This window comes from Algoriphagus boritolerans DSM 17298 = JCM 18970 (genome assembly GCF_900108085.1).
GTDB lineage: Bacteria > Bacteroidota > Bacteroidia > Cytophagales > Cyclobacteriaceae > Algoriphagus > Algoriphagus boritolerans.
In genome coordinates, this window is record NZ_FNVR01000004.1 from 63393 (window position 1) to 76748 (window position 13356).

A 13356-nucleotide genomic window follows, 5' to 3' on the forward strand; every position below is an offset into this window, starting at 1 on the left:
TAGGGCTTTTTAGACCATATTTTTTATGAAAAAGCACTTTTTAAAGATCCTGTTTTTCATTTCAGCCTCATGGATCGGGGTTGGAAGTTTTCATGGATATGCTCAAAGACAGGATTTTGAGACTGATTTTCAACCCCTGTCATTTCCGGAGGAGTTTCTCCCGGCATGGTTTGGAAATGAGGTTAGAGCAACTTCTGCACGTATTTTCCAAATGGCGGGCCAAGGTAGAAACAGCAGTCGAGCACTCGCTGTTCAACCGATTAGTTCTTCTGATGGGAAGCTTTGGATCAGACTTACACCAGCAAGCTTTGAGAATCCTGAGCTCGTATTCTATGCAAAAACACTTCAAAATGGCACAGGTACTCGTCCAGCTTTGGTATTCTACTCATGGGGCGAAAGTTTGGAGGGGGATTTCTCAGAACCAATCCAGATAGGATCAAATGAAGAATTTCTGAATGAAAACCGGGACTTCAAGCGGTATTCGATTGACTTGCCCGATGATTTCAAGTCGTCTCATGAGGTTTATTTAAGTATTGATATCCGCTATGGTTCCGGGACAGGAAGTGCAGCCCGATGGGTGATGGATGATTTTGAATTTGGGGATTTGGTAAGAGATGAGACTCCACCAAGTGTCCTTGAGGTAAAGGGATATGATTCAAATTCTATTTTGGTTCAGTTTTCCGAGAAAGTTGATCCGGTATTTTCCATTTTGAATTTGGCTTATGAGCTTGATGGCGAAAATCCGGAGGAAGTATTGCTGAAAAACGATTCCCTGGCGATTGCAACTTTTGAGCAAAAGCTCGAAATCGCTAAATCTTATACTTTGAAAATCCGTCAAATTCCAGACTTGGAAGGCAATTTCTTGCAGGATACTACGGTTAACTTTATGTTTTTTGATCCTACTGCCATCGCCGAAAAAGCATTGGTCATCAATGAGATTATGCCAGCACCACGAGCGGATCAGGATTTACCCAATGTCGAATACATTGAATTGTTTCATGCAGGCGATCAGGAATTTCGGTTAGAGGGACTAATGTTCTCCAATTCACGATCAACTACTGTATTGAGTGAGTATTGGCTTCGTCCGGGAGAACACCTGATTCTGACTCCCGAAAACGAAGGGACGCAGTTTGTCGAGTTCGGGAATGTTTTGGCTGTGAAAAGCTGGCCGACTTTGCTTAATTCCGGCGATCAGATTTCATTAAAATCAAGTGACGGTGTCTTAATCGATCAGATTTCTTATTCTACTTCTTCCTGGGGAGGGAGTGAATTTGCAAATGGCGGCTACAGTCTGGAAGTCCCCAATCCTTTTATCTTGTGTGATAACACCTCCCAACTTCTATCGTCGAGAGCTGAAGCCAGGGGGACACCTGGGGTTCAAAATTCTGTTTTTGATCCGTCGGATAGCTTGGAGCCTCTTGAGCTAAAAGCTGTTTTCTTTAAGGATTCACTGACTATTTTCGTGGAATTTTCAAGCCCTTTTCTGTTAAGCCTATCTGTCAAGAATGTGGTAATCGACCCATCCCTTGAGGTGGATAGCTTGACCTTTCCATCAGCTAATCTATTGTCGCTATTTCTTAAGAGTCCCGCTAAGTCAAACCAAACCTACCAGCTGGAGATTAAAGGAATTCAGGATTGTTTGGGAAACGAAATACCGAATCAGATTTTTCCCATTGTACTTCCTGATATTCCCAGGCTCGGGGATCTAATTATCAATGAAGTACTCTTTAATCCGAGAACGGGAGATCCCAAGTTTGTGGAAATCAAGAATACAAGTCAGCGTTTTTTGAATTTGGAGGGTTGGGCATTGGCAAACCGGAATGCTGCCGGAGAAGTAGATCAAAAAAGACTTTTTGGAAGCCAAGGGCTGATTTTGCCTCCTGAATCTTATTTGGCAATTACGACAGATTTGAACGCATTGAAGTTAAGCTATCCAAAATCCGCTCAGGGAAATTTGCTTCAAATTTCAAGTTTACCCAGCTATCCGATTGGAGGAGGAACTGTGATATTGCTTAATCCTTCCGGTGAATTGGCAGAATCCTTTGAATACGATGAAGCTCTTCACCATCCACTTTTAAGAGATCCAAAAGGGGTTTCTTTGGAGCGAATTTCAGATGATTCGCCTGCAACGCTTAGGTCTAATTGGCAGTCAGCTTCTGGAAATGAAGATTATGCCACTCCTGGGAGAAAAAATTCACAAAGCCTGGAGGTCGAGTTTGAATCAACTTTGATCCAGATTGACCCTGAAATTTTTGATCCTGAGGGAAGCAGCGGGGTAGCATTCACCAGTATTAGGTATGAATTGAGCTCACCGGGTTGGATGGGGACATTTAAAATTTATTCTGCTGCGGGTCAATTGATCCATACTTTGGCTCAAAATCAAATTTTGGGAACAACGGGACTGTTTACCTGGCAAGGAACAGACTCTACAGGGAAATTAGTCAGAGCCGGTTATTATGTTCTAGTGGCTGAATTGTATGAGCCTGACGGAAATGTGAAAGTGATCAAAAAGACAATTGTTGTAGCCACTCGTCTATAATTTCACTTTTTGATAGGTTAAAATGCAGATTATTAATATTTTAACGCAGCTTAACCCCTGACCTATGAATCGCGACCTGATTACACTAGCCCTACAAGAGTTTGTCCTTCGGGATGGAAAAGAGCTCAATGAAGTACAACAGTATTTAAGAATGAAGTATCGTATTGAAGCGGATCAATTAGTTTTAAAAAGACGATTGGAAAAATTGCTCCAAACCGAAAAAGCTGTCGCATGACAGTTTTTTATTTTCTACGGAAAACTAACTAAGTTATTGAAAAGCTTCCTGTTTGCTTTCGCTTTTAAGTATGCAAGCAACTGACAATGAGATGATAATAAAAATTTGATTTTTTCAAGTTCTGCAAACGGCTTGACTTCTTAAAATCCAATATTTTTTAATTTTTGCAAATCTCGATGACCAACGTATTTTAGAGAACCAATTCGATGGAATTCCGTCTCACAACTATCATCTAAAGCGTTTTTAAAATGAGTCAAGAAGAAAAAACCGCATATTCTCAGGAAGAGCTGAAGGAGTTTGAAGTACTAATTCTCCAGAAACTTGCCAGTGCAAAAGAAGAGCTTACTTCACTGAAAGAAAGTATTAGTAAAAAGAATGATTCCGGGACAGACTATACTGCTTCGACATCGAAGCTTTTGGAAGATGGGGCGGACACGCTCGAAAGGGAAAGTTTAAGTCAATTGGCTGCGCGACAGCAGAAGTTTGTCATTAATCTTGAAAATGCACTCATCCGCATCAAAAACGGGACTTATGGGATCTGTGTGGATACGGGTAAGTTGATTTCCAAAGAGCGATTGAGGGCAGTCCCTCATACCATGCATTCCATTGAGGCCAAACTTGCCAAAAAATAAAGGTGGACTTCCTCTCCAGGCATATTGAGGCGTTGATTTTCTGTGCTCCTGAGCCACTTTCGGTGGTTGAGATTTCGAAGTGCCTTACTGAAATGTTTGATTCAGAGGTTCCATTGGATCATATTGAATTGGCTATTCGCGAGTTAGGAGAAAAATACAATCAGGACGAATTTTCATTTGCGCTGGAGCATTTAGGTGGCGGGTACCAATTTTTAACCAAGCCTGCTTACCGATCAAGTATCAGTATTTTACTCCGGCAGCAATCGCAGAAAAGGCTGTCTACAGCGCAGCTAGAAACACTTTCGATCATTGCATACAAGCAGCCAATTACCAAAGGTGAGATAGAACAGATCCGTGGGGTTAACAGTGATTATTCTGTTCAGAAGCTTTTGGAAAAGGAGCTTGTGGAGATCAAAGGGAAATCGGAAGGAGTGGGTAAGCCGCTGATCTATGGAACTTCAGAAAAATTCATGGAATACTTTGGGATTAATTCCATACAGGACTTGCCTCAACCCAAGGATTTTTCCCAACCTGAAAATCAAATTGGAGAAGAGCGAGAATAGCTGTTTAAACGGGTTTGACCTTAGCTAACCTGGATATAAGGTATTTCTTTCCGGAATTGACATCTTCGCACAAAACCCGGGTTCGTTTGGTTTCTCCCTTTTTGAATTTCCTTCCAGAAAGTAAAAATTCTTTTCCCGGCAATAGATCGGATAAAAATACCTGATCTACTATCGAATCATTTCGAATATCGTATTTGCTCATTTCCTTCATCAAAAATAAATCCCGGGATGAACTCGCTGAAGGATTTTTCATATGATGCCTAAGTGGAATTAGGATGTCATTTGGAAAAATTGAATTGGTCAAAAGGGGAGACATTAGACTTTGAAATTCCTTTTTCCATTCATTTCCATGCGGAGTGAGCGAATTCCCAAACTTTTCGAACGTATGCAAATGTGCAACCTCATGAATGAATGTCAGGAGGAATTGAAACGGGTTTAAATCTGAATTGATGGTGATGGTCTGAATTTTTCGATCCTTTCGATAACGAAAGTCACCCAGTTTGGAAGATCTTGGTTTCTGAACTTGAAATGAAAAAGGCGTTTTTTGCCAAAGCTCAAGGCAATAGGCAATCGCAGTTGCGGGAAGGTGGATTTCAAAAATTCTGTTTAACTGCTCTGTGGGATTCATTACCCTTAAAAATAAAAAAAGAGTCCCAATACAGGGACCCTTAATTTTTTTCCTTTTCGGGATTGATTACTGAGCTGGAGTAGCAGCAGTAGAATCAGCAGCAACAGCAGTAGTGTCTACAGCAGGAGCTTCTTCAACAACTGGAGTTTCTTCAACTACTACAGTCTCTTCAACTGTAACTTCTTCTGTTGACTTGTTACCGCAAGAAGCAGTAGCAATCAAGCCAGCGATTGCGAAAATTGCAAATACCTTTTTCATTTTTTGTGGTTTTCTTAATTACGATGCAAATGTACTAGTATTAATCGCAAATAAACAAGTGCCGCTCAAATATTTTTTATTTGTTTTTGTAAACAATTTTTACAGGAACTCCTTCAAAATCAAAGTTTTCCCGAAGCCGATTTTCCAGGTATCGGGTATACGGCTCTTTGATGTATTGTGGAAGGTTACAGAAGAAAGCAAAAACTGGATTTTTGGTAGGTAATTGAGTTATGTATTTGATTTTGATGTACTTACCTTTCCAGGCAGGAGGTGGATATTTTTCAATTTCCTGGAGTAAAATATCATTCAGTTTTGATGTGGTGATTCTACGGGTTTTGTTTTCATACACCTTGGTTGCAAGTTCTATTGCTTGGAAAATTCGTTGTTTTTCCACCACTGATGTGAAAATTATCGGAATCCATTTATTCTCGCCGAGTCGATTGATCATGTCCTCTTTAATTTTCCCCATGGTTTTGTGGTCTTTTTCGATGAGATCCCACTTGTTGACCATGATCATGACACCTTTGTTGTTTTTAATCGCCAGGCTGATCAAATTGATGTCCTGAGCCTCAAGTCCTCTTGTGGCGTCCACCATGACGATGATCACGTCCGATTCTTCCAAGGTTCGCAGCGATCGCATCACCGAGTAGAATTCAACGTCTTCTTTTACTTTGGATTTTTTTCGGATTCCTGCCGTATCCGTAATGATAAAGTCCTGGCCGAAAAGTTTGTATCGCGTATGAATTGCATCCCGGGTCGTCCCTGCTTCATCAGTAACGATGGACCGTTCATGACCAAGCAAAGCATTTAGAAATGAAGATTTTCCTACGTTTGGTCGGCCAAGGATTGAGATTTTAGGAATTCCCGCGTCTGGATCTTCCACTCCTTCCTCTTCAAAGTGCTTGATTACTTCATCAAGGAGGTCTCCTGTGCCACTTCCACTGGCAGCTGCGATTGGGAAAATTTCATAATCACTGATTCCCAAGGAGTAAAACTCATGAGCCATCATAGCTTTCTCCCGGTTGTCTGCTTTATTGGCGACAATAAAAAGTGGCTTTTTAATCCCTCTCAACTCATTGGCGAATTCCATGTCCAGATCGGTTAGCCTATCAATACAGTCTACCACAAAGAGAATAACATCTGCTTCTTCGATTGCCAGTTTGACTTGCTTACGGATTTCCGACTCAAATAGATCATCAGATCCTGTGACATATCCACCGGTATCGATTACCGAAAAGAATTTCCCTGACCATTGCGCATGTCCATAATGACGGTCACGCGTAACTCCACTCATGTTGTCTTCGATGGCCTTTCGCTCTTCTACCAAACGGTTAAAAAGTGTGGATTTCCCAACATTGGGCCTGCCAACGATTGCTACAATATTCGCCATGATTAAGTTGGGTCGTACCCGAATTTTTTAAGTTTTAATTTATTTTTTCGCCAGTCTTGTTCCACCTTCACGAAGGTTTCAAGGAAGACTTTTTTACCGAAAAATTTCTCTAATTCCAGTCTGGATTCAATGCCGACTTTTTTCAACATTTTGCCTTTATCTCCGATCAGGATGCCTTTTTGGCTTTCTCGCTCACAAAAGATGGTTGCCCGAATTTTGATAATAACTTCCTCTTCGTAAAAATCTTCGATCGCAACCTCAGTGCTGTAGGGGATTTCTTTTTTGTAATTGGTAAAAATCTTTTCCCGAATGATCTCAGAGGCAAAGAACCTCTCGGGGCGGTCCGTTAGTTCCTCTTTGTCATAATAAGGTGGGTGAATAGGCAATCGATCCAGAATTTCCTGCAGAATTCGTTCAGTATTGAATTTTTCCAATGCTGAAATAGGGATGACGGTTTCAGATTTGATTCTGGAAGTCCAATAAGCAGTGACTTCATCCAGTTGGCCTTCTTTGGCAAGGTCGATTTTATTGATTACCAACAATACCGGGACTCCGGAAGCATTGATTTTTGTGATGACCTCTTCGATTTCCTCTTCGGTCTCATACAGGTCTGTGACAAAAACAATGACGTCTGCATCTTCCAAAGAAATGTTCACAAAGCTCATCATGTTTTTATGCAGCTCGTACTTTGGTTTGAGCATGCCCGGAGTATCAGAGAATACAATTTGATATTCGTCGGTATTGATTAGGCCCAAGATTCGGTGGCGGGTCGTTTGAGCTTTGGACGAAACAATTGAAAGGCGTTCACCCACAAGGATATTCATGAGCGTGGACTTGCCCACATTGGGTTTACCAACAATGTTTACAAATCCGGCTTTGTGTGTTGGGGAAAGCATTTTTATTAATTTTTTTGCAAAGGTACTTGATTTTTGAGAGTTTGTCCTTACCTTTGCATCACAATATTGCGGGATGGAGCAGTTGGTAGCTCGTCGGGCTCATAACCCGAAGGTCACAGGTTCGAGTCCTGTTCCCGCTACTTTTAGACTCCGAACAATGTAAAAATTGTTCGGAGTTTTTTGTTTTTCAGGCATTTATAGCTATTTCGAATCTATTTGATTCTGATAAATTCTAATGATTTTGTCCCCCTTTTTGTCCCCCAATTTGTCCCCCTTCTTGTCCGCCTTGAATTTTTTCGGTATTTTGAACCATGATAGATTTCAAAATTTCCGCGGTTTTGAATCCGAAAAGTAAAAAGTCGCCCGACGGTGAAGCGATCTATTTGTGCATTAATCGAAAAGGAAGGCACTACATCAATCTTAACCTTGAAAAAATCCCTAAAAATGCATGGTCTGGGAAATCACTCAAATGGGTGAATAGTCAATATCTGTACGCGGATTTTCATAATCGTGTAATTGCAAGGGAAATTCATCATCTCAAAGAAATCATCCAGGATTATTATAAGCGGAGTGAGGTTCTGACTGCTGATAAACTGAAGAACATATATCTGGTAAAACACCAAGGCAAAAGAATAAAAGGTGTCAATGGCACAATTGCTCCTGGGGCTAGTGATAAAATTTCATCCTATATCGATTACTCTCTCAAATTTGGAGCAACCAAAAAGAAAGCTGAAGGAACAAGAAAAGTATATGTGACCTTAAAGAATTTGGTTGATAGCTACAAAAGCCAGGCTGTGATGGCTGATTTGGATGAGGCTTTTGTTTTGGGGTTTATTGATTTCTTGCGGAGCGATTCAACTGATATTAATTCCGACACCACAGTAGCGAAATATGTTGACCGGCTTAAGGTGATCTATCGAGAATATTGTGACCAGTATGGGATTCTTTTTAAGAAGCGAATATTTGAAAGACTGGATGTCGAGTCAACCAAAAGGCCTGATAAAATCATATACGTTAATGATAAGCAGTATGAACTGCTGTCTGAAATGAAATTTTCTCCTGAAGAGAGAAGACTTGAAATTACCAGGGATCTTTTTCTTTTGCTGTGCAATACCGCTCTGTATTATAATGATTTGATAGCAATTCGTTCAGAAAATGGATTTGATTGGAACTTGTTAAAAGAAAATCCAGAACACATGGTGCTTCAGGGGGAAAGAAAGAAGAATGGAGAGGAGTTTTGGATCCCTCTTAATGGTACGGCAAAAAGGATAGTTAAAAAGTACTTTCATGAAGGTGGAGATTATCTGTTTCCTGCAGGCGTTGCTATTTCGGAGCAGAAGTTTAACCAGAACTTGAAAGTCCTTGCAGAGAAAATTAAATTCCCGGAAGTGCTGTCCAATAAGGTAGGAAGAAAGACCTTCGGAACCTGGACTGACAGACTAGGGATGGATGATAATGATATTAGAATGATATTTGGGCATTCGCCCGGCTCGGTTCTTAAGAAATATTATACCGAAAGAAGAACCGTGGAAACCTATAAGAGAATCCTTTCCTTCATTCAGCGATAAATATGCAAAAGAAAACTAAACTGGCAATCAAACATTACCACGGGAAGGAACTAGAGAAGATTGGAAAATCGGCTGCTAGCTTTCCTTTATATGTCATGGTAAGGTACAAGAATGCGAAAACCAAATTTGCATCAAGGTTGGGAATACGATTTGTGAATGAAAATGGTGGTGAGTCCTCTATCCTTGGCAAATTCAATAGAGATGTGATCAGTCTAATTGAAGACGAAGTAAAGCACATTGAACTGCTTAGAGACTATTTTGAGGATGTCTTGGCGGTTGAGTTTACGCCATCTATGGTGGTAAATGAGGTCTTCGAGAATACTGCCTTAGAGAAAGTCATTGATTATTTTGATCAAGTTTTTGAGGAAAAGGAATTGATAGAGATTCTTGCAGAAATTGATCAAGACTTGATTGATTTGTTAAATGCTGCCGGTCCTACCCGGTTTTTGTCAGGTTTAAAGCATCTTGATCTAGCACTTTTTCAGCGATTCATGGAAATTGAAGAAGTCAGACGGGTATTCGATTTTTTCAGGATTTATAAATCATTTAATTGGCCGGAGGTAAATAGGCTTCAATTTAGGATGGCGGTAATTGATGAGAATCAGAATATTGCAGGTTTAAAAAAATGGATGGATGATCGCTTTGATTCCGAAATGCTTCATTATTATCGACTCAATCCAATTGATTTGAATCATTGAAAAAAAAGGACACCAGTGACCGATTTTATTATTTTTCTCTATATTTGAGTAAATCAAACTCAAATCATTATGAATCAAGACACTTTTATTCCGTTTTCGGCTGTTAGCCAAAAATGGCTGGAAGAGAAATTCAAGAATCTGGAAGAGAAAATCTCAAGCATTAATCCGGCTAGTAAATCCGTAAAAGATGAATGGTTGTCGCTTCAGGAATTCATGGAGGCAACTGGCGTTAAATCTCATTACTCGATTTCAAAAATGGAATCCGTTTCCGAGTCCAAAGGGCAGGAGTTTCGCTCCATGTACCGAGGTAAAAGGCGATTTATTCACCAGAGAGAGGTGGATAGGTTTTTTCAGGGGGAGTTTGAGAACTAAAAAAGGAAAGGATGACCATCCTTTCCTTTTGTTGAAAATGCGCAATAGCAGTTCCTTGGTTTGCTTTTAACCTCTTCACAATTAAAAACATGATTCCAAGTTGAACATTCTTTTGATCAAAATCAACCTAGGTAAGGCGGTTTATTGAACTTTTACCACTCTGACTCTCCTCCCAGTTAGATCCTGATAACCATCCGGATCATTTCCAAAAGTTTACAAATCATTCAAAGTAGTATTTACCCCAAAATGCTAATCGAAACCTTATTGCCTAAAAAATATGACTTCAATAAATCATTATACAAAATCGAACGATTCCCGTTCCGGTGAATTCCTAATCATCAAATCCGCCAATGAATGGATGGATGAAGCCAAGTCCAAGCCTATTCCCAAAAAGATCTTTGGCCCGTTTTGGTATGAGGAAGAGCTATGCATTCTCTTCGCTGATACCAATCAAGGTAAGTCGTTGCTTGCCGTACAAATTATCGACAGTGTGTCCAAAGGAGTTCCAACCCTGGGATTGGAGATGGAACTGAAAGCATCTAAAGTCATCTACTTTGACCTGGAATTGACAGCCAAGCAATTTGAAATGAGATATGCTCAATACGATAAGGAAAGAGATATCCTTTTTGATCATTTCGAATTCAGTGACCTTTTCCTGAGAGCAGAAATCAATCCATATGGATTTGATGAGGCTTTTGAAGAGTATGAAAGCTTTCTTTTTAAAGAGATAGAGGTTCAAGCCTCCAAGTCCGGCGCTAAAATCCTCGTAATAGATAATCTGTCTTGTGTGATTTCAGATAATGAGAAGGCAAGGAATACCACTCCATTTTTAATAAGGCTCAACAATCTGAAAAAGATTCATGGGTGGTCGATTTTGCTCATTGCCCATACTCCAAAGAGGAACCTGTTTGCACCGATCAATAGAAACGATATCCAAGGCAGCAAGAGCTTTATTAATCTGATTGATTCTTGTTTCGCTGTAGGAGAAAGTCAAAAAGACCCTTCCATTAAATACTTGAAACAAATAAAAGTCAGGTATGGTGCTTTTAAATATCCCTCCGAAAATGTCCTAGTCTGTAAAATCGGCAAAGACTCAAATTTCAGTTCGTTTAGGTTTATCCAGTTTGGAAAAGAGTCCGATCATTTAAAGCAGTTGAATCCAGTCGATAAATCTCAAATGAAGACCAAGGCCTTGGATCTCAAAAATGAGGGCCATACCAATGTGAAGATAGCTCAGGAACTCGGAGTGTCAGAAGGAGCTGTGAGGAAATGGCTCAAGCAACTTGAGTTAGACGAGTAAGCTCAATCGTAAAAATCGAACTGTACGAGGGGTACGAGGTGTGCGAATCGTACGATTTCCACTTACCACTACCCCTCTTTTTCTTTTTGCAGGTAATCCGACAATTCACGACAAAAGGAAAGATAAGACTCCTTTAAATCAATAAGATGTATTATTTATGTATAGATGTATTTATATAAAAATGTAAATATTATGAACTACTCTGAAGTAAAACAAGCGGCTGCCAGAATCAAACAGGAATTCCCTGTGCTGGATTATTTCCATAGCCTGGTCAGATCAGGATTTCTGAAATTCGAAGGCATCCACGGGAAAGAATATTTTTTTGGTTTCCTGGAACAGCGGACTGGCTCGATTGCCGTAGATGACAAAGCGAATGTGTGGTATGATCATGCCGCAGGAAAGGGCGGAGACGTTATCGCAGCAGTCCAGGAATTTGAAAACAAAACCTTCTTCGAATCAGTGGAAAGCCTCTCTGGATCAGTTCCGGTAAGAAAATTTGTTCCTAGACAAAAACCTGAGATTGCCCAGAAAATAGTGGTGGAAAAGGTGGCTGAGATCAGCCATGATGCACTTATCCAATACATTCGAGGCAGGGGTATTGATCTTCAGGATATTGCTCCTTTCGGTAAAGAGGTGCATTGGCGGAATAAGGGAAAGCGATATTTCGCAGTGGGTTTTCCAAATGAATCGGGTGGATGGGTACTTCGATCCTCTATTTTTAAGGGGAACATTCTTGGAGGAGGTACTTCAATTCGAATCCTTGGGACTGTTAAAGGCATCAAAGTTTTTGAAGGCTGGTTTGACTTTCTGAGTTATCTGAAGCTTTCTAGAGCTACAGATTTCAAAGCCATTATTCTGAATAGTACTGCCAATCTCAGTTTTCGCTTAATTCTGGATGTTTTGGAAGAGTGTGAAGTAGTTGATCTCTATTTGGATAATGATGTTACGGGAGAGAAGTGTACAATTAATTTTATTAGAGTAGCCCAGCTATTCCGTTATTGCCTTCAAAAAGGATCACCTACCGATTGGGATTTGGAGGCATTGAGGGGGAGTAGGGACAAAATTGGAATTCTCCTTTCCAATATGAAAATCATTCCTTCAGAAGCGATGGAAATCTGGAAGATCCAAACGAATGTTTCTGATCAAAGATGTCACTTTTCTGGTTTTGAGGATGTTAATGCATTTTTGGTGGGTGGGGTTCACAAGTGACAATATTCGGTCTGGGGGTTAAAGTGGAATACTTTGGAGTCTCGTCAATACAAAAGCTAATTGGGATCAACTTCAAATGTTATATAAAGGTAAATCTGAAGTCAGGCCATCTGAAAGAAAAGTTGCAGTACCAGTTAGAATCATGAATACGCAATCCGTCCAGGCACTGGCAGATTTGGAGCAGAAATTAATTCTTAAAGCCTATAGCCCATCTACAGTAAAGAACTATTGATCATCATTAACTCAATTTTTATCTTTTTTTGAAAGTCGAAATATTAAGGATGTGACAAAGGAAGAAATAGAAGCCTTTGTCTATCATCAGATCACCAAATATAAAATTTCAGAAAGTGCGCAAAATACGTTGATAAACGCGATTAAGGCGTATTATGAACACGTGCTGGGTAGAGAACGGACTATTTATGATATCCAACGACCTAAGAAAAGCCTAACGCTGCCCAATGTACTCAGTCAGGAAGAGATCAAAGCAATCCTTTGCAGTGTGGAGAATATAAAGCACCGAGCTGTATTGATGCTTATTTACAGTGCTGGATTAAGAATAAGTGAAGCTATCAACCTTTCGTCGGAATATCTAAACCTAAGAAAACGAGATATTCATTCTGATGATGGTTACATTTTCATCAAGGGAGGAAAAGGAAAAAAAGATAGGAAAACTGTGCTTTCACCAATTCTGCTAGTAATGCTTAGAGAGTATTACAAAGCTTATAAGCCCAGTTATTGGCTATTTGAAGGGCAGGAAGGAGGTCAGTATTCAGCGACAAGCATTCAAGCCGTTTTTCGAAGAGCAATAAAGAATAGCAATTCAAACCCTTGGGCGACTGTACACACTTTGCGTCACAGTTTTGCAACTCATCTACTTCAAAAGGGGACAAATTTGCGTTATGTGCAAGCTCTCCTTGGTCATGAAAGTAGTAAGACCACTGAAATATATACGCATGTGCTATCGATATCAAATAAAAATATTCAAAGTCCACTTGATGGGATCGACGAAATCCTTAATTTGGTCACAGCAGATCCCTAAAGACCTGTGGACAATGGTGATATATAGGC

Annotated in this window: 14 protein-coding genes, 1 tRNA gene and 1 pseudogene; 12 read left to right on the forward strand and 4 right to left on the reverse strand. The window is 40.1% G+C overall.

The features are described 5' to 3' along the window. Positions 1 to 25: 25 nt before the first annotated feature. From C4S61_RS05455 to scpB, 4 genes are all read left to right on the forward strand, one after another. Positions 26 to 2539 carry a lamin tail domain-containing protein gene (locus tag C4S61_RS05455; protein ID WP_103923782.1) on the forward strand — a complete coding sequence of 838 codons (2514 nt, stop codon included), beginning with the start codon at positions 26 to 28 and terminating at the stop codon, positions 2537 to 2539. Positions 2540 to 2603: 64 nt separating this feature from the next. Beyond that, a complete protein-coding gene (locus C4S61_RS22030; protein WP_200820541.1) occupies positions 2604 to 2774 on the forward strand; it encodes a hypothetical protein in 171 nt (56 codons plus the stop codon). A gap of 248 nt (positions 2775 to 3022) precedes the next feature. Next, the gene (locus tag C4S61_RS05460) at positions 3023 to 3406 is read left to right on the forward strand and encodes a TraR/DksA family transcriptional regulator (RefSeq protein WP_103923783.1); all 384 of its coding nucleotides are present in this window, start codon (positions 3023 to 3025) and stop codon (positions 3404 to 3406) included. A gap of 2 nt (positions 3407 to 3408) precedes the next feature. Further along, the gene (gene scpB, locus C4S61_RS05465) at positions 3409 to 3969 is read left to right on the forward strand and encodes an SMC-Scp complex subunit ScpB (protein ID WP_103923784.1); all 561 of its coding nucleotides are present in this window, start codon (positions 3409 to 3411) and stop codon (positions 3967 to 3969) included. 4 nt (positions 3970 to 3973) lie between these two features. Here scpB and C4S61_RS05470 read toward each other — a convergent pair whose 3' ends face one another. The 4 genes from C4S61_RS05470 to era form a co-directional block, all read right to left on the reverse strand. Then, complete coding sequence (locus C4S61_RS05470) at positions 3974 to 4597, reverse strand: SprT-like domain-containing protein (protein ID WP_103923785.1); 624 nt, start codon at positions 4595 to 4597, stop codon at positions 3974 to 3976. A 66-nt stretch (positions 4598 to 4663) separates the two neighbouring features. Next, the gene (locus tag C4S61_RS05475; RefSeq protein ID WP_103923786.1) at positions 4664 to 4855 is read right to left on the reverse strand and encodes a hypothetical protein; all 192 of its coding nucleotides are present in this window, start codon (positions 4853 to 4855) and stop codon (positions 4664 to 4666) included. A 76-nt stretch (positions 4856 to 4931) separates the two neighbouring features. After that, entirely contained in the window at positions 4932 to 6245 is a 1314-nt protein-coding gene (der, locus tag C4S61_RS05480) for a ribosome biogenesis GTPase Der (protein WP_103923787.1), read from the reverse strand. A 2-nt stretch (positions 6246 to 6247) separates the two neighbouring features. Next, positions 6248 to 7216, reverse strand: a complete 969-nt coding sequence (era, locus tag C4S61_RS05485; protein WP_262495008.1) for a GTPase Era — start codon at positions 7214 to 7216, stop codon at positions 6248 to 6250. Here era and C4S61_RS05490 point away from each other — a divergent pair. From C4S61_RS05490 to C4S61_RS05520, 8 genes and pseudogenes are all read left to right on the forward strand, one after another. Then, a tRNA-Met gene (locus tag C4S61_RS05490) sits at positions 7209 to 7281 on the forward strand. The two genes, era and C4S61_RS05490, sit on opposite strands and share 8 nt — an antisense overlap. A gap of 171 nt (positions 7282 to 7452) precedes the next feature. Further along, positions 7453 to 8709 carry a tyrosine-type recombinase/integrase gene (locus C4S61_RS05495; RefSeq protein WP_103923789.1) on the forward strand — a complete coding sequence of 419 codons (1257 nt, stop codon included), beginning with the start codon at positions 7453 to 7455 and terminating at the stop codon, positions 8707 to 8709. A 2-nt stretch (positions 8710 to 8711) separates the two neighbouring features. Beyond that, the gene (locus C4S61_RS05500) at positions 8712 to 9407 is read left to right on the forward strand and encodes a hypothetical protein (RefSeq protein ID WP_103923790.1); all 696 of its coding nucleotides are present in this window, start codon (positions 8712 to 8714) and stop codon (positions 9405 to 9407) included. Positions 9408 to 9476: 69 nt separating this feature from the next. Then, a complete protein-coding gene (locus C4S61_RS05505) occupies positions 9477 to 9779 on the forward strand; it encodes a hypothetical protein (RefSeq protein WP_103923791.1) in 303 nt (100 codons plus the stop codon). A gap of 277 nt (positions 9780 to 10056) precedes the next feature. Further along, entirely contained in the window at positions 10057 to 11079 is a 1023-nt protein-coding gene (locus tag C4S61_RS05510; protein ID WP_103923792.1) for an AAA family ATPase, read from the forward strand. Between the two features lie 192 nt (positions 11080 to 11271). Further along, on the forward strand, positions 11272 to 12288 hold the full coding sequence (locus C4S61_RS05515) for a toprim domain-containing protein (RefSeq protein ID WP_160111208.1): 1017 nt from the start codon (positions 11272 to 11274) through the stop codon (positions 12286 to 12288). Positions 12289 to 12538: 250 nt separating this feature from the next. After that, positions 12539 to 12685: pseudogene (locus tag C4S61_RS22490) on the forward strand (phage integrase N-terminal SAM-like domain-containing protein); the annotation flags it as partial. Then, positions 12683 to 13327 (forward strand): tyrosine-type recombinase/integrase, encoded by a 645-nt coding sequence (locus C4S61_RS05520; protein WP_255590697.1) that lies wholly within the window; start codon positions 12683 to 12685, stop codon positions 13325 to 13327. The pseudogene C4S61_RS22490 and the gene C4S61_RS05520, both read left to right, overlap by 3 nt. The last annotated feature ends 29 nt before the right edge of the window (positions 13328 to 13356 follow it).